This is a genomic window from Paraburkholderia ginsengisoli NBRC 100965, assembly GCF_000739735.1.
Lineage (GTDB): Bacteria > Pseudomonadota > Gammaproteobacteria > Burkholderiales > Burkholderiaceae > Paraburkholderia > Paraburkholderia ginsengisoli.
In genome coordinates, this window is record NZ_BBJF01000004.1 from 1048294 (window position 1) to 1065432 (window position 17139).

Genomic DNA, 17139 nt, shown 5'->3' on the forward strand with positions numbered 1-17139 from the left:
TTCAAAGGGCTGCGCTGTTCGGAGCGGCACAGCGTGCCGCGTGAAGTGTCCGACGTCCGGCAGCCCGCAGCAGACATATCGCGCTCGCGCTCACTACCGCGAATCGCGAATCGCAACCGCGCGCCGCATGGCCGCCGCAAACATTCATGAGGAACCGCTCAGGTGAGAACGTCGGGCTCCGCTTCCACGAGCCCTTGCAGCAGGCTCTCGAAGGCGAGCAGCGCCCCGCCCGGACGGCCCACCTGCTCGTGCGTGAGCGTGGCGACGTCGTGCGGGATCGCCTGCGGCGTGCCCGCGGCTTCGGCCAGCAGTTGCGCGTGACAGGCGTTGTCGAGCGCGATATACCACCAGGCCGCCGCTTCGACGCTCGGACCCGCCGTGAGGATGCCGTGATTCTTCAGGATCACCGCCTTGCGCTCGTCGAGCGCCGCCGCGATGCGCGCGCCTTCATCGGTGTCGAGCACGACGCCGCGAAAATCGTCGAACAATGCGTGGTCCTGATAGAACGCGCACGAATCCTGGGTGAGCGGATCGAGCGTGCGGCCGAGCGTCGACCAGGCCTTGCCGTATAGCGAATGCGTATGCGCCGCCGCGACCACGTCGGGGCGTGCTTCGTGAATCGCCGCGTGAATCGCGAAGGCCGCCTGGTTCAACGGCCCATCCCCCACCACGATCTCGCCACTGGCATTCACCAGCAGCAGATCGGACACGCGAATACGGCTGAAATGCTTGCCGAACGGATTGACCCAGAAGTGATCGGGCCATTCCGGATCGCGCGCGGTGATATGACCGGCGAGGCCTTGATCGAAACCCTAGCGCGCAAAGAGCCGAAACGCGACGGCCAGCCTCTCCTGTCGATGACGCCGTTCGGCCGCGATGCTCTCGCGCGGCGGCACGTCGTCGAACCAGAATTTGCGCAGCGGCGCGTGGCGTTCGAGCGGCGGCGTCCCGATGGCGCGCGTCGCGTCGGATGCGGCGTCGAAGCTAACGTTGGAAAGATCCGTCACGCGCGCCTCCGCTCAGGCCGCCACGCGCTCGACGCGCGCAATGCGTTCGCGAGACGCGGGAATCAGCTCGCGGCCATACTCGATCGCGTCTTCCAGTGGATCGAAGCCGCGTATGAGGAACGTCGACACGCCGAGCGCATGATATTCGGCGAGCGTATCGGCGACCTGTTCCGCGGTGCCGACCAGCGCGGTCGAATTCGAGCGGCCGCCGATTTCGCGCGCGATGCCGGTCCACAGACGTTCGTCGGCGCGATCCGAATCGCCCGAAGCCGCGAGCAGACGCCGCGCGCCTTCGCTTTGCGCGGGACCGCCGACGCCGAGCCCCTGCGCCGCGCGCAACCGCCGCGTCTCGGCGAGGATGTGCTCCGCGCGCTCCCACGCGGCCGCTTCGGTGGCCGCGAGAATCGGCCGGAACGACACCGAGAAGCGCACGCTGCGGCCATGCTTGGCGGCCTGCTCGCGCACGCGCGTGACCTGCTCGCGCACCTGCGCTTTCGATTCACCCCACAGCGCGTAGACATCCGCGTGACGGCCGGCGATTTCGAGCGCGGGCGCCGACGCGCCGCCGAAGTACACCGGAATATACGGCTGCTGTACCGGCTTCACTTCGGAGAAGCCCTGTTCGAAGCGATAGTACTTGCCCACGTGATCGAACGGCTTCGTCTCGGTCCAGATGCGACGCAGGATGTGCAGATATTCGTCGGTGCGCGCGTAGCGTTCGTCATGCGACAGGTAATCGCCATCGCGGCGCTGTTCGGCGTCGTCGCCACCGGAGATGATGTGCGCCGCGAGACGTCCGCCCGAGTAATGATCGAGCGTGGCCAGTTGACGCGCGGCAAGCGTCGGCGCGACGAAGCCCGGCCGATGCGCGAGCATGAAGTGCACACGGCTCGTCACGCTCGCCGCGTGAGCGACGGTCAGCAACGCGTCGGGGCTGGTCGAATGATGCGGCACGAGGATGCGGTCGAAGCCCGCGTCCTCGTGAGCGCGCGCGAACTGCTCCACGTAGCCGACGTCGATGGACGGACCTTGCGGCGCGTGGGTTTCAGACACCTTGCGGGTCTGGATCATACCGATGAATTCGATGGACACGTCGGTGTCTCCCTGAATGATGGCCGCTCCGCGCGGGCGTGGCGGGTTCGCTGGCTGCATGACGCTTCGAGGGGTTTAAGGTAGCAGCGCACCATGCGCTTGTTAAATATTGATCGGCCATATCTATATCGACTTTGCATGTAACGCCTACGGAACATTTGCGCCATTGCGCTTCGACGCCCGCCCTTCGCTCTTGTCCCTGAACAGTCAAACCGCCGATAACCCCCTTCGACGAACGTGGGCATCCACGCGCCGTCAGCAGAAAACCTGAAGCTTTGCCACAATGCCCCATCGCGCGAAAGCGCCGGAAACCGCAAACGAACAGACAATGATCCCCTTCTCGGTCCTCGACCTCTCGCCAGTCAACGCGGGCGCCACGCCCGCGGACGCGTTCAGAAACACGCTCGATCTCGCGCAGCACGCGGAAAAATGGAACTACCGCCGCTTCTGGCTCGCGGAACATCACAACATGACAGGCATTGCCAGCGCGGCGACGTCGGTGGTGATCGGCTACGTGGCGGGCGGCACGAAGACGATCCGCGTCGGCTCCGGCGGCGTGATGCTGCCGAACCATGCGCCGCTCGTCATCGCCGAACAGTTCGGCACGCTCGCGTCGCTCTACCCGGACCGGATCGATCTCGGCCTGGGCCGCGCGCCGGGCACCGATCAGAGCACCGCGCGCGCGTTGCGCCGCGATCTGCAGAACAGCGCCGATTCGTTCCCCGACGACGTCGTCGAGTTGCAGCGTTATTTCGCCGATCCGGTGCCGGGCCAGCGCATTCGCGCGGTGCCGGGCGCGGGGCTGCATGTGCCGCTGTGGCTGCTGGGCTCGTCGCTGTTCAGCGCGCAACTCGCCGCCGCGCTTGGTTTGCCGTTCGCGTTCGCGTCGCACTTCGCGCCGGATTACATGCTGAGCGCGTTGCAGGTTTATCGCTCGCAATTCCGGCCGTCGGCGACGCTCGACAAACCGCATGCGATGGTCGGCGTGAATCTGTTCGCCGCCGATACCACCGAAGAAGCGCAGCGGCTCTTCACGTCGTTGCAGCAGCAGTTCATCAACTTGCGGCGCGGCACGCCGGGGCAGTTGCAGCCGCCGGTCGAGCTGCTCGAAGCGTCGGAGATGGAGCTGAACGGGGTCGCGCACTCGCTCGCGTGCACGGCGCTCGGCGATCGCGACGCGGTGCGCGCGGGCCTCCAGTCGATCATCGATCAGACCGGCGCGGACGAATTGATGCTCACCGCGCAGATCTACGATCACGCGGCGCGGCTGCGGTCGTTCGAGATCGCCGCGCAGGTGCGCGACGAGATGGCGGCCGGCAAGTAAGCACGCCGCCGCATGAAAAAAAGGACAGCCGATGGCTGCCCTTTCTGTTTGCCCGGGTTAGCCTCGCACTCTGCGGATCACCCGTTGCTCATTCAACATCGGGGTCAGCGATTGGCCGGCACCGCCGCCAACCCGTCCAGCAGCGCTTTGTGAAACGCCTGCGGATCCTGCATCTGCGGCGCATGCCCCAGCTCCGCGAACTCGACCAGCGTCGCATGCGGGATCGCCTTCGCGGCCGCCCTGCCCAGTTCCGGATAATGGCCGATCTGCGCGCGTACCTCAGGAGGCGCCGCGTCCTTGCCGATCGCGGTGGTGTCCTTCTGCCCGATCAGCAACAGCGTCGGCATGCTCAGTTGCGCCAGCTCGTAGACCACCGGTTGCGTGTAGATCATGTCGTAAAGCAGCGCGGAATTCCACGCGACGATCTGCTTGCCCGGCCCGCGATACATGCCCGCGAGCATCTGCACCCACGGCTCGTAATCCGCGCGCCACTGACCCGCGTAATAGGTCGCCTGCTCGTAGCGGCGGATGCCGTCGGCGCTCGTCTTCAGTTCGCGCTCATACCACTGATCCACCGATAGCGACGGCACGCCCTTCGCCTTCCAGTCCTCCAGACCGATCGGGTTCACCAGCACCAGTTGCTGCGTTTCGCGCGGATACATCAGCGCGTAGCGAATCGCCAGCATGCCGCCGGTCGAATGGCCGATGATCGTCGCGTCGCTCACGCCGAGCGATTGCAGCAGCGCATGCGTGTTGCGCGCGAGCTGCTGAAAACTGTACTGATAGTGCTCGGGCTTGCTCGATTTGCAGAAGCCGATCTGGTCCGGCGCGATCACGCGATAACCCGCATCGCTCAGCCGATGAATGGTGGCGTCCCACGTCGCCGCGCAGAAGTTCTTGCCGTGCAGCAGCACCGCCGTGCGGCCGTTAGGCTGCGCGGGCTTGATGTCCATGTAGGCCATCTGCAGCGGCACGCCTTGCGACGTGAAGTCGAAACGCCCGACCGGCGCGGGATAGTTGAAGCCCTGCAGTTCGGGCCCGTAAGCCGGAGCGCCGATGTCGGCAATCGCTACGGCGGCCGCGCTGGCGGCGACCGGGCTGGCCTCGCTCAATGCGGCAGCGGCGGTGCTAGCGGGCGTGGCGGCTGAAGCAGACGAAACGGCGGATGCGGCAGCCCATGCACAGACGCTCAGCAGGGCAAGCAGAGAATGACGGCGAAAACTCATCGGGATTTTTTTGCAAAAAAGACGCAGCGAGGAACAGGCGGGGACGCTGCGCCGGATAGCCGGCGCCATGTCCTGCGGCCAGAAGCGCACGATTCTACGACGCGCCGCCGGAGTCTGCCGCCATTCGCGCACGCTCTCCAGCACGCGCGGCCGCGCCGGACGGTTTGGCACGCATATTGCGACGGCTCACCTCACGCTCTATGTGTCGTGCCGCACGGATGCGCGTCATACAAGAGTCGATTGTGCGCATGATGGGCCTCCGTGCGACCGGCGCGCGATTCACCCTCTCGCTCACGGCCAATCGGTGCTAGAACTAGCTGACGGGCCTCGCGTCGACGGAGCGCCTGGCAGCCCGAAACATCAACGCGGAACAAGTGACCCAAACATCCGGGCATATAACTGAGCAACCAACTTGCATGAGACCGGAGCACGGCGTTAGAGCGCCCCGCTCCCGTCGACCAAGGAGACAGACATGGACACCCCGGCACGGCTGAACGACATCCAGCGCAGCACTCTCGCGATCGTCCTCGCGGGCGGGCGCGGCACGCGGCTTGGGCCGCTCACCAACAAGCGCGTGAAACCGGCGGTGCACTTCGGCGGCAAATACCGCATCATCGACTTCGCGCTCTCCAACTGTCTGAACTCCGGCATCCGCCGCATCGCCGTGGTTACGCAGTACAAGGCGCATTCGCTGTTGCGCCACCTGCAACGCGGCTGGAGTTTCCTGCGCGGCGAGTTCGGCGAGTTCATCGACCTTTGGCCGGCGCAACAGCGCGTGGAAGGCGCGCACTGGTATCGCGGCACCGCGGACGCGGTGTTCCAGAACCTCGACATCATCCGCTCGATCCGGCCGAAATACGTGGTGGTGCTGGCGGGCGATCATATCTACAAGATGGACTACACGCGCATGATCGCCGACCACGCGGAAAGCGGCGCGGATTGCACGGTTGGCTGCATCGAAGTGCCGCGCATGGAGGCCGTCGCGTTTGGCGTGATGGCGGTGGATGAAAACCGCCGCGTGACCGGCTTCGTGGAAAAGCCCGCCGATCCGCCTTCGATTCCGGGCCGCCCGGATACGGCGCTCGCCAGCATGGGCATCTACGTGTTCAGTGCCGACTACCTGTATGCGCTGCTCGAAGAGAACATCTCCAGCATCGATACCGATCACGACTTCGGCAAGGACATCCTGCCGCGCGTGGTCACGCAAGGCACGGCGATCGCGCATCCGTTCAGCATGTCGTGCGTGTCGTCGGACCCGAACGTGGAGCCGTACTGGCGCGACGTCGGCACCATCGACGCGTACTGGGCCGCCAATCTCGACCTCGCGTCGACCATCCCGACGCTCGATCTGTACGATCGCAACTGGCCGATCTGGACGTATCAGGAACAGCTGCCGCCCGCGAAGTTCGTGCGCGACATGAAGGGGTTGCAAGGCTCGGGCAATAACCTGATCGTGTGCGGCGGCTGCGTGATCTCGGGCTCGCAGATATCGCGCTCCGTGCTGTCGTCGAACGTGAAGGTGAGTTCTTTCTGTAATATTAATGAGGCAGTCTTGTTGCCGCAGGTCACGGTCGGCGCGAGTTGCCGTTTGCAGAAGGTGGTGATCGACCGCGGCTGTGCGATACCTGAGGGCACGGTGATCGGCGAAGATCCGGTGGCGGACGCCGAGCGCTTCTATCGCACCGACGACGGCGTCGTGCTGGTCACGCCCGAAGCACTGCGGCAGAAGCTGACGCTCAAATGATGCGGCACACGGCGCGCTGCGTGCGGCGAACGCGGCGCGACCCGGCGTCGGCATGACCTGGCGGAACCCCAACCCTCACTCAGGAACGAGACCCGGCCTATGACGATTCGCGCGCTGCACGTCGCAAGCGAGCTGTATCCCCTCCTCAAAACGGGCGGTCTCGCCGACGTCGCGGGCGCGCTGCCGCCTGCGCTGATCGAGCGCGGCGCCGACGTGCGCGTGCTGCTGCCCGGCTTTCCGGCCGTGCTCGCGGGTCTCGCCGACCTGCATCCGGTCGCGCAACTGGGGCGCCGTTTCGACACACCGAAGGTGACGCTCGAACGGGGCACGTTGCCGTCCAACGGTCTGATCGTCTACGTGATCCGCGCCGATACGCTCTACGACCGCCCCGGCAACCCATATCTGAACGACGAGCACGTACCCTACGGCGACAACGCGCAACGTTTCGCGCTGCTCGGCTGGGTCGCCGCGCAACTGGCGCAGCAACTCGACCCGGCGTGGTCGCCGCAGATCGTCCACGCGCACGACTGGCACGCGGGTCTCGCGCCCGCCTACCTGAAGGCGGCCGAGCGCCAGCACGGCCGCTCGTTCGCGCGCAGCGTGTTCACGGTGCACAACCTCGCGTATCAGGGCGTGTTCCCCGCGCATCAGTTCGGCCAGCTCGCGCTGCCGGACGATTTCTTCAGCATGTACGGCATCGAGTTCTACGGGCAGTTGTCGTTCCTGAAGGCCGGGCTCTACTACAGCGACCGCATCACGACCGTCAGCCCGACCTATGCCCGCGAAATCCAGACGCTCGCCCAGGGCGGCGGGCTCGACGCGTTGCTGCGCCATCGCTCGCACGATCTGAGCGGCATCCTCAACGGCGTCGATTACGCGGTGTGGAATCCCGCCAGCGACACGCTGCTCGACACGCATTACAGCGCCACGCGCCTCGCCGGCAAAATCGCCTGCAAGGAGGCGCTGCAAAAGCGCTTCGGCCTGGCGCAGAAAAACGACGCGCTGCTGTTCGGCGTGGTGAGCCGTCTGACCGAACAGAAGGGCCTCGATCTGCTGCTGGGCGCGGTGCCCGAGATCGTCAAACGCGGCGGGCAGCTGGTCGTGTTCGGCACCGGCGACCCGGCGCTGGAGAACGGCCTGAAACGCGTCGCGCAGACGCATCCGGAGTCGGTCGCGGTGGAGCTCGGCTTCGACGAAACGCTCGCGCATACGATCGTCGCGGGTAGCGACGTGATCGCGGTGCCGTCGCGTTTCGAGCCGTGCGGGCTGACGCAGCTGTATGCGCTCGCGTATGGCTCGCTGCCGCTCGTGCACTGCGTGGGCGGCCTCGCCGACACGGTCACGGACGCGTCGCTCGAAAACCTCGCCGACGACCTCGCCACCGGCTTCGTGTTCGAACGGTTCGAACCGAAGGGGCTCGCCGCCGCGATTCGCCGCGCGTTCGCGCTGTATGGCCGGCGCACCGAGTGGAAGGCGACCCAGCGGCGCGCGATGCGCCAGGACTTTGGCTGGGGGGCGTCGGCGGAGCGATATCTGACGTTGTACCGGGAGCTGGTTTAAGGGCAAGTTTTGCCCCGGCCCGACGTACCTCGTCGCCGCATTGCCGCATCGCTCCATCGCCCCAACCCCGGCCGTCGATCCCCCTCCTCTCTCTGTTTTGATGGTTCGACGCAACAACACGGGGACGGATCGACTCGCGCGCGCCAAACTCATGTATTGTTTCCTGACAATGCAAACTGCGCATTTTTCTTGCACCATCTGAAGCAGTCCTGCCGAGCAAGGCGATCGGTCCATCCCGGATCCCCAGCGCGGCGCACTCTTTCCTGTGACCTCTAAAACGCGCCACATCGCTTGCGCGGGCCATACCATGACGAAAAACGTTCTGAGCATCCAGTCACATGTCGTTTTCGGGCACGCCGGCAACAGCGCGGCCGTGTTTCCGATGCGCCGGCTCGGCGTCAACGTGTGGCCGCTCAACACCGTGCAGTTCTCGAACCACACGCAATACGGCCATTGGACCGGCAGCGCGATCGATGCATCGCAGATGGAGGATCTCGTCGAAGGCATCGGCGCGATCGGCATGCTGCCGCGCTGCGACGCGGTGCTCTCCGGCTATCTGGGCACGCCCGAACAGGCGCAGTCGGTGCTGGAGATCGTCAAGGCCGTGAAGGCCGCCAATCCGCGCGCGTGGTATTTCTGCGATCCAGTGATGGGCGCCGCGAGCGGCTGCAAGGTCGAGCCGGGCATCCAGGAATTTCTGGTGCGCACGATGCCGGAAGCGGCCGATGCAATGGCGCCGAACCATACCGAGTTGCAACGGCTGGTGGGCCGCGAGATCGAGACGCTCGAAGAAGCGGTGACGGCGTGCCGCGAAGTCATCGCGCGCGGGCCGAAGCTGGTGCTGGTCAAGCATCTGCTCGACCGCAACAGTCCCGCCGACCGCTTCAACATGCTGGTCGTCACCGAGCGCGAGGCGTGGATGGGTCAACGCCCGCTCTATCCGTTCGCGCGGCAGCCGGTCGGGGTCGGCGATCTGACGAGCGCGGTGTTCGTCGCGCGCACGCTGCTCGGCGATTCGATTCGCGCGGCCTTCGAGCACACGCTCGCCGCCGTAAACGCGGTGGTCAAGGCGACCTGGCAGGCCGGGCGCTACGAGCTCGAACTGGTGGCCGCGCAGAACGACATCGCGCAGCCGCGCGAGTGGTTCGACGCATGGGTCGCGGAGACCGCCTGAGTCGCCCGCCCGCCGCGCCGCAAACCGCGTCTGTCAGCCGGCCGTCCTATAATGCGTGCCGCGTGGACGAGGCAGCGCCCGTCCGCATGGCATTTCTCACGCATCCGGCATTCAGCAGACGAGGCATCGATGGACGGTTATATCCGCAGCGAGCGGGAAGAATTTTTTGAGCAGTTGTGCATCAGCGTCGACGCCGACGAAGCGCACGAACAGGAAGCAATCGAGTACTTCGAGAACCAGTTCGACCAGGCCGATTTCGATCCGGCGCAGTGGCTCGACATCGCGCTGTACTACTCGCCGGCCGTCGCGCGCGGCATCGTCGACATGGTGACGCCCGACGACAAGGCGCGCAGCAACATCGCCGAAGTGATCGCGGACAATCTCGACATCTCGTACGGCGAGGACGAATGCCAGCAGTTCGCCGAGACCATCGAATTCGCCCTGAACAACGGCGTGCCGGTCGACATCGACCTGGTACTCGACGGCTGCCAGCGCGCGATCGACGATCTCGACACCTGGGCCGACGACGACACCAAGGCGCCACTGCTGCGTCTGCGTGAAGAGCTGTTGCGCCAGCAAGGCGAGCGTTGAGCGCTTTGCCGCGCGAAGCATCCGCAAAACAACACCCGGGCAACACCTAAGCAACGCCGCCGGCGCGCTCGCGCCGGCTTCTTAAGCATATGCCGCAATCGGCACCTCACACGCCGTCCCTCACGGCTGCCCGCCCGCACACTGCGCGGCCTGTGCCGAAATGCTCATCCAAAGCGCCTCGAACTGCCAAGACGACGGCAAATTGGCTTTCTATATTCGCGCCAGATTGACTGCGCGCATAAACGCCGCTGAACGCACTGCGCGTATTCCAGCCTTGTTTATGGCGTCCGATCATTCGTAGTCTCTCGATACGCGCGAGGCGAAGCCTCGGCCCGCGTGTCGATCCAGCGTTACCGTCTTGCCGCTTTCACACCCTGAAACTGTCGATGGAAGGAGAGACCATGAGTCTTCGCAACACGCTGAAACCGCTTGCCCTGGTCGCGGGCGCCCTCTTCGCGGTCGCGCCGCTGAGCGGTTTCGCCGACGACCTGCCGGTGAAGATCGGCTTTGCCGCGCCGCTGACAGGCGCCAATGCCGGCTACGGCAAGGACCTGGAAAACGGTGTCCGGCTCGCGATCGAAGAAGCCAACGCGCAGAAGATCAAGATCGGCGACAAGGTCGCGCAATTCCAGCTGATCTCGCAGGACGATCAGGCCGACCCGCGCATCGGCGTGCAGGCCGCGCAGAAGCTGGTCGACTCGGGCGTGTCGGCGGTCGTGGGCCACTTCAATTCGGGCACCACGATTCCCGCGTCGCAGGTCTATGAACAGGCTGGCATTCCGGTGATCGACCCGGCCGCCACCAATCCGATCATCACCGGCCGCGGCTTTGCCAACACCTTCATGGTGATTTCCACCGACGGGCAGAACGCCGGCAACGCGGGCGCGTACGCGGTGGATGTGACCAAGGCCAAACGCATCGCGATCATCGACGACCGGACCGCGTTCGGCCAGGGCGAAGCCGATGAGTTCGAGAAGGCGGTGAAGGCGCACGGCGGCACGATCGTCGCGCGCGAGTACACCGACAATCACGCGGTGGACTTCAGCACGCAAATCACCAAGATCAAGGGGACCAACGCGGACCTCGTGTTTTTTGGCGGCCTGGATAATCAGGCGGCCGGCTTCGCGCGGCGCATGAAGCAACTGGGCCTGAACGCGCAACTCGTGGGCGGCGGCGGCGTGATGGACCCGGACTTCATCAAGCTCGCCGGCGATTCGGCCGACGGCGTGATGGCGTGGGAATACGGCCGCCCGCTCGCGCAATTGCCCGGCGGCAAGGACTTCTCCGCGAAGTTCAAGAAGCGCTTCGGTGAAGACATCCTGTCGTATGCGCCGTTCGGCTATGACGGCGCGTGGGCCGCGATCAAGGCGATGCAGCAGGCGAAGTCGAGTTCGCCGTCGGCGTATCGGCCGGTACTGAAGGCGATCGATTTCGAAGGCGTGACTGGCAAGATTTCGTTCGACAACACAGGCGCGTTGAAGAGCGGTGCCTCGACGCTGTATCAGGTGAAGAACGGCGCGTGGGTGCCGATCGTCACGAAGAGCGGGACCTGAAGCGCTTGAATTGCGCCGGCCGTGTTCGATGACGCGCGTGTGGCCCTGGCATTGTGTCGCGCCAGGGCCGCTATTTCACCTTCGCCGCTTTCACCACCAGCTCGGCGTCGAGATCGCGCTCGATCCGCACGAGGTCGTCCTTCATCCCGGCGAACTCGTCGGCCGAACACATCTGATGGCCGAACGCGGCGCGCAGATGGCGGCTGACCTGCAGCATCCGCGTCGCGGGATCGAAGCTGTAGCGCGAAGAGAATGTCAGAAAGCGGTCCTGCACCGCCGTATCGGCGGGTAAATCCGTCACGCGGACAAAGCGCGGCAGCGTCATCTCCAGCGTCTCGTCGAACTCCGCGCCGATGCAGGCCCACGGCTGCGTGCGCGCCGGCTCGGCGAGCCACGTCTGCACCTGCGAGCCCATTCCGCCGGACAGGCTCGTCAGCGCGGGCACCGCCGTCGTGCCGTCCTGCCACACGAAATGCGCGACGCTGCCCTGCATCGACGTGGCAAAGGGTCCGACGGTCGCGGCGACGTCGTCGGTACGCAGCTGCGCGGTGCCATGCAGCCCGGTGAGCAACAGACGGTTCGCCGCGATCTGCTGCGTGCGCTGCCGGGTCGCGCGCCGGAACGTGTTGCGCTCGACCTCGGCGGTGAAGCCCGCATCTTCGACTCGGTAAGCGTAATTCGCGCTGCCGCTTTCATCGACGTCGATCTGCAGGCGCGCCGAGCGCTCGCGCGGCTGCGTGGCCGGCGTGCGCGACAGCACGCCTTCGCCGACCAGCAGCACGGGCCGGTCCATCACGCCAGGCGGCAGATAGCCGAAGGCCGTGCCGCCCGCGGTCGTGTCGGCGAACAACGACAATTCAGGAATCCAGATAATCGCGTGATTGATCGCGCTCGCGCCGTAGCCTGGCACGTCGGGCAAGCTGTAGTACGGCCCGAGATTGAGCAGCACCGCCTCGCTGCGGATGCCCACCGCGGCCAGCAATGCGCCGTACAACGCGACGTGGTCCTTGCAGTCGCCGTAGCGGTTGCGCAGGATGTCGGTCGCCTTGTGCGGAATCGCCGCTGTCTCGCCGAGAAACAACGCGACGTAGCGGATGTTCAGGCGCATCCAGTCGTACAGCGCCTGAGCTTTCGCGCGCGGATCGGCGAGGTTGGCCGTCAGGCTTTGTGCGAGCCGCGCGATGGCGGGGTCGTCGATCGTCGCGTCGGCGGCGGGTCCGCGATAGCGCGCGGCGAAGCTCGCGAAGTCCGGCACAGTCGACACCATCAGCCGGTCGCCCCAGTTCGCGTAGCCGACCGCGCCCGCTTCGAGCGGCGCATACGGCCCATGCCGGTAGTCGAACTCGTAGCGCGTGCGGCCATTGACCGTGACCGGCGGCACCGCCGTGTAGCCGCGCGCGTCGGCGTAAAGCGGCACGTCTTCGGGTAGATCGAAGATCAGCCGCTGCAACTCAACCGGATCGCGCGTCGGCTCGACCAGGTACGCGAAGGTGCCCGCCTGCAGCGGCTTCGTGCGGGTCTTGCGAAACGCCAGATGCACGCGCGCCCCGGGCTCGACGGCGGGGAAGATCACCGTGCGCAACACCCCGTCCTCGAAACTCGGCGCGCCGGCCGAGCGCGGCTCCTGCACGTCGCGGATCGCCTCGGGGCCGACCGGATGCGCGATGCCGTTGCGGTCGAAGGTTTCGGCGGCCAGCAGCTCCACCTGTTCGATGTCCTTGTTGAACCACACATAGCGTTGCGCGATGTCGTCGACGCCGCTCGTCGTGTTGGCACGCAGGATGGTGTCGTCGTGTTCCTCGATCGAGCCGTCTTTCTGGATCGTGAACAGGTGCACGTCGCTTTCCATCGTGGATGGCGCGCGGTCGGGATCGGCGGGCGTGGCGTCGTCCGCGTGGGCGAGCGTCGCGAAAGCGCAGGCCGCACAGGTGAAGACGGCGCACGCGGCCAGCGTCGAAGCAGCGGTCAGTGCGAGCGACGCAATGCGCGCCGTCATAGGCGGCGCGCCCTGCCCCGCGCGCGCCACGCGGCGTCTCGTCGGCGGTCGGACCCGCGTGATCGAACAGCGATCGCTTGCGCCCCCCGATGCATGCCGCGCCCCTCAATCCGTTTCGCCGAGATGCCCCAACAAAGCCTGCAGCCGCTCCACATGCCTGAGCAGCAGGTGGCGATGCTTCTCGATCTGTTCGAGCCGGCCCGCGAGGTCGGCCTGGATCGGGTCGTCGAGATCGGCGGCGGCGATCACCTCCTCCACCTTCGCGCGCATCGACGACAACTCGACCGGTGCATGACTCAGATGCCGCTCGAACCGTCGCACGTCCTGAATCGCCAGCTCGCGGACCTTGCGGAAATGCGCCTGACGCCGGTGCGCTTCCACGTCGAGCGTTTCTTCCTCGACGCGCTTCGCCGGCCCCGGCTGTCCGAAGATCGGCTCGGGCGGCCGCAGCACGGTCTTCTTGCGCACCGGATGCGCGGTGCCGCGAAAACGCGCGAGCGGCTGTTCGTTGTCGATCGCCTCGCGCGCGTTCGGTGGTATCTCTTGCCCCGTGTGCGGCACGTTCATCCAGCCGTTCGGCAAACCGGTGACCGCCTCGATCCCGCGCACGAATTCCTCGCTGAATTCGCGCTGACCGGACAGCATCAGTTTCAGGTAGCTCGCGGAGAAGGTCATCATGCGCGCGAGACGGGTCGCCGCGCCGACCTCGCGGGTCAGCAGCACCAGGTTTGCTCGCCAGACCGGGAGCAGCAATTCGTCGGAATCTTCCATCGCTGGGTCTTCCATCTTGTTGCCCGATGTAGTGACGACACGCTCGCGCACGTCATCGTTTTGAAAGGGTAGCCGCTTCACTGCGTGACACGCAATCCCGGCGTGAGCCTGGCTGTGCTGATTGTGTGCTGCCTGGCACACATGGCCGCCGTTGTAACGAAAATACACGCTCACGCGCGCCGCCGCCCGACTGCAGGCGCTCGCGACGTGCCGCGTGTTGCATTGACACACACATTCGCACAGTGTTCCTACGCTCGACGCCCGCAATGTGGCATGCTTGCGTGCCGATGCGGCACGTCTCGTGCTGGATCGGTAGCTCCACAACATTGACTTAAGGGTTTTGTAATGAAAAAAATCGTTCTCGCCATGGCCGCCGCTGTCGTCACCTTGAGCGCAATCGCTCCCGCGCAAGCGTATGAGCATCATCGCGAATGCCACAAGGTGCGCGTTCACCATCACTGGGAAAAGCGCTGCCACTAAGGTGGCGATGCTGTGCCCGCCTGGGCACGGCACGCATCGCAAAGCCCCGCACGAGCGGGGCTTTTTTTTTGCCGATGACTTCGACGCGGCACAGCGCGGAACGACGTTCGACGCGCTCTACCTTCCGCGTGAAAGCACCGGCGCGCAATCACAGACACATGCTGTTACACCTTGGCGGTATCGGCCGACGCGGACGCGGCAAGGCGCTGGAGCGCAGTGGCGTCACTCGCGTGGTGAACAGATTGCGTGAGCGGCAGTGGCGGTGCCGTCTTCACGCGAGCCTGATGGAACCTGATGAACTTGACGCCGCCTTTCAAACCGCTTCGACGCGCGCCAACGCCGTCGTCATCAACGCTTCGAGCAACGGCTCGACCTTCGCCGCGCGCGTTTCGTCATACGCATACGGCAGTTGTTCTTCCATATACGTGATCTGCGATAGTTCGAGCTGTACGGCATGCACGCGTTGCTCGGGCTGTCCATATTGCCGCGTGATGTAGCCGCCCTTGAAGCGGCCGTTGGCGACCGCCGTATAGCCACCGTGCCGTTCGACGACAGCGGCCAACGCCTCGCCCATGCCCGCCGCCGCGCTCGCGCCATTCGACGTGCCGAAGTTGAAATCCGGCAGACGTCCCTGGAAAAAACGCGGCACCTGCGAGCGGATCGAATGCGCTTCCCACAGCAGCACCTTGCCGTGTTTCGCTTTGAGCGCCGCAAGCTCGCCGCTCAATGCATCGTGATACGGCTTCCAGTAGGCGTCGCGACGGCGCGCGACTTCGGCGTCGTCAGGCAAATGGCCGTCGAGATACAACGGCTCCTTGTCGAACGTGTCGACCGGCAGGAGACCGGTGGTGTCCTGCCCCGGATAGAGGTTCGCGCCATCGGGTGGACGGTTCAGATCGATCACGTAGCGCGCGTAGGTGGGCGCGAGAATCGATGCGCCCATGCGTTTGGCGAACGCATAGAGACGGTCGAGGTGCCAGTCGCAATCGTCGGTGCGTTGCACGGCCGGGGTCATCGTCGCAGCGATGTCGGCGGGAATCTGCGTGCCCAGATGCGGGATCGAGATCAGCAGCGGCAGGCTTCCCTGATGCAGCGAGAAAACCGGCGGAGTGTTGGGTGCGGTCATGTCAGTCCGGAATCGAAGGTTCAGTTCGGCGCATCAGCAGCGCATGGGCGGCGAGCCATTGAAGCACGCTACCCATGCGTCGCTCATCTGCACCATTTCACTTGAGCAGTTCCGCGAGCGCCACACGATAGCGCGCGTAAGCGCCCTCTTCATCGCGATGCCTGCGGTTCTCGACGACCTTGTCGCCGCCCGCGTAGACGTCGCGAATCGGCGTCTCGCCGTGCTCGCAGAATACGACACCCGAGAGCCACGCGTCACTCGCATGCTCGGCGATGCTCGGATGATCGGCGTCGAGCACGAGCCAGTCCGCGCGGCGGCCGGCCTGCAACGCGCCGACCGCGCGACCGGTCGCGTGCGCGCCGCCGTCGAGCGCGGCGTCGAACAGACGGTCCGCGACATGCGTGGCCTGCGCCGACGCCAGCACGTTGCGTTGCCGGCGCGTCAAACGCTGGCCATATTCGAGCAGCCGCAATTCGGCGCGCCAGTCGACGCCGATATGGCTGTCCGAGCCGACGCCGATGCGCCCTTGCGCGTCGAGATATTCTTGCGCGGGAAAAATGCCGTCGCCGAGATTGGCTTCGGTAATCAGGCACAAACCGGCCACCGCGCCGCTCCTCGCGAGCGCCAGCGTTTCGTTCGCGTCGACGTGGGTCGCGTGCACGAGACACCAGCGGCTGTCGACATCGAAACGATCCAGCAGCCATTGCACCGGACGCGCGCCTTCGGTTTCGATGCACGCGTCGACCTCGGCGGTCTGTTCGGCGATATGGATATGCACCGGCGCATCGGCGTCGATCCCGCGGAGCAGCGCGCGCAACGAATCCGCCGACACCGCGCGCAACGAATGCGGCGCCACGCCGTAACGCAGCGCAGCGCTCTCGGGACGCGCCGTCCGTAGTGTGCCGAGCAGATCGAGCAGGCTCTCCGGCGTATTGATGAAGCGCCGCTGATCGTCGCGCGGCGCGCGCGAGCCGAAGCCGCTGTACTGATACAGCACCGGCAGCATCGTCATGCCGATGCCGCTCGCCGACGCCGCATCCACCACGCGTTGCGCAAGCTCCGCCTGATTCGCGTAACGGCCGCCGTCGGGTGCGTGATGCACGTAGTGGAACTCGCACACCGACGTATAGCCCGCCTTCAGCATTTCGATGTACAGCCACTGCGCGACACTCGCGAGCCCTTCCGGCGTGATGCGCGCGGCGAAGCGGTACATCAGGTCGCGCCAGCTCCAGAAGTTGTCGGTGGCGCCCGTGCCGGATGCCGCGCGATATTCGGTGAGGCCGGCCATCGCGCGCTGGAACGCGTGCGAATGAAGGTTCGGCATGCCAGGCAATATCGGACCGGCCGCTTTGCGCACGCCCGCGGGCAAGGCCGGAGCATCCGGCGTGACCGCCGTCAACGTGCCGTGCGCGTCCCACTCCAGCAGCACGTTGCGGCGCCAACCGTCGGGCAGGTACGCGTGGTCGGCAAACAGCGCTTGATTCGATTGCGTCAT

The 17139-nt window shown here is 65.7% G+C and carries 13 protein-coding genes and 1 pseudogene; 7 read left to right on the top strand and 7 right to left on the bottom strand.

Annotation, left to right across the window (positions count from 1 at the left end; translation table 11 throughout):
- Positions 1–158: 158 nt before the first annotated feature.
- Positions 159–953 (bottom strand): annotated as a pseudogene (locus BGI01S_RS08695) (class II aldolase/adducin family protein).
- A 66-nt stretch (positions 954–1019) separates the two neighbouring features.
- Positions 1020–2099 carry an LLM class flavin-dependent oxidoreductase gene (locus BGI01S_RS08700; protein ID WP_042324525.1) on the bottom strand — a complete coding sequence of 360 codons (1080 nt, stop codon included), beginning with the start codon at positions 2097–2099 and terminating at the stop codon, positions 1020–1022.
- Positions 2100–2427: 328 nt separating this feature from the next.
- On the opposite strand from BGI01S_RS08700, the gene BGI01S_RS08705 reads away from it, so the two are divergent.
- Positions 2428–3423, top strand: a complete 996-nt coding sequence (locus BGI01S_RS08705) for an LLM class flavin-dependent oxidoreductase (protein ID WP_042324186.1) — start codon at positions 2428–2430, stop codon at positions 3421–3423.
- 104 nt (positions 3424–3527) lie between these two features.
- On the opposite strand, the gene BGI01S_RS08710 is transcribed toward BGI01S_RS08705, so the two are convergent.
- On the bottom strand, positions 3528–4649 hold the full coding sequence (locus BGI01S_RS08710; RefSeq protein ID WP_042324527.1) for an alpha/beta fold hydrolase: 1122 nt from the start codon (positions 4647–4649) through the stop codon (positions 3528–3530).
- Between the two features lie 472 nt (positions 4650–5121).
- On the opposite strand from BGI01S_RS08710, the gene glgC reads away from it, so the two are divergent.
- The 5 genes from glgC (at position 5122) to BGI01S_RS08735 (ending at position 11271) form a co-directional block, all read left to right on the top strand.
- The gene (gene glgC / locus BGI01S_RS08715) at positions 5122–6393 is read left to right on the top strand and encodes a glucose-1-phosphate adenylyltransferase (RefSeq protein ID WP_042324188.1); all 1272 of its coding nucleotides are present in this window, start codon (positions 5122–5124) and stop codon (positions 6391–6393) included.
- Positions 6394–6492: 99 nt separating this feature from the next.
- On the top strand, positions 6493–7953 hold the full coding sequence (gene glgA, locus BGI01S_RS08720) for a glycogen synthase GlgA (protein WP_042324190.1): 1461 nt from the start codon (positions 6493–6495) through the stop codon (positions 7951–7953).
- 307 nt (positions 7954–8260) lie between these two features.
- Complete coding sequence (pdxY, locus tag BGI01S_RS08725) at positions 8261–9127, top strand: pyridoxal kinase PdxY (RefSeq protein ID WP_042324191.1); 867 nt, start codon at positions 8261–8263, stop codon at positions 9125–9127.
- Between the two features lie 129 nt (positions 9128–9256).
- Positions 9257–9718 (top strand): hypothetical protein, encoded by a 462-nt coding sequence (locus BGI01S_RS08730; RefSeq protein WP_042324193.1) that lies wholly within the window; start codon positions 9257–9259, stop codon positions 9716–9718.
- A 401-nt stretch (positions 9719–10119) separates the two neighbouring features.
- Positions 10120–11271 carry a branched-chain amino acid ABC transporter substrate-binding protein gene (locus BGI01S_RS08735; RefSeq protein WP_042324195.1) on the top strand — a complete coding sequence of 384 codons (1152 nt, stop codon included), beginning with the start codon at positions 10120–10122 and terminating at the stop codon, positions 11269–11271.
- A 70-nt stretch (positions 11272–11341) separates the two neighbouring features.
- On the opposite strand, the gene BGI01S_RS08740 is transcribed toward BGI01S_RS08735, so the two are convergent.
- Together BGI01S_RS08740 and BGI01S_RS08745 are read right to left on the bottom strand one after the other, a co-directional pair.
- Positions 11342–13267 (bottom strand): DUF3857 domain-containing transglutaminase family protein, encoded by a 1926-nt coding sequence (locus BGI01S_RS08740; RefSeq protein WP_042324530.1) that lies wholly within the window; start codon positions 13265–13267, stop codon positions 11342–11344.
- 105 nt (positions 13268–13372) lie between these two features.
- Positions 13373–14038 (bottom strand): hypothetical protein, encoded by a 666-nt coding sequence (locus BGI01S_RS08745; RefSeq protein WP_042324196.1) that lies wholly within the window; start codon positions 14036–14038, stop codon positions 13373–13375.
- A 345-nt stretch (positions 14039–14383) separates the two neighbouring features.
- Between BGI01S_RS08745 and BGI01S_RS31005 the strand changes: the two genes are divergently transcribed.
- A complete protein-coding gene (locus tag BGI01S_RS31005) occupies positions 14384–14518 on the top strand; it encodes a hypothetical protein (protein WP_255219733.1) in 135 nt (44 codons plus the stop codon).
- Positions 14519–14831: 313 nt separating this feature from the next.
- Here BGI01S_RS31005 and hutG read toward each other — a convergent pair whose 3' ends face one another.
- The gene (hutG, locus tag BGI01S_RS08750) at positions 14832–15644 is read right to left on the bottom strand and encodes an N-formylglutamate deformylase (protein ID WP_042324198.1); all 813 of its coding nucleotides are present in this window, start codon (positions 15642–15644) and stop codon (positions 14832–14834) included.
- 97 nt (positions 15645–15741) lie between these two features.
- Complete coding sequence (locus BGI01S_RS08755) at positions 15742–17139, bottom strand: formimidoylglutamate deiminase (RefSeq protein ID WP_042324200.1); 1398 nt, start codon at positions 17137–17139, stop codon at positions 15742–15744.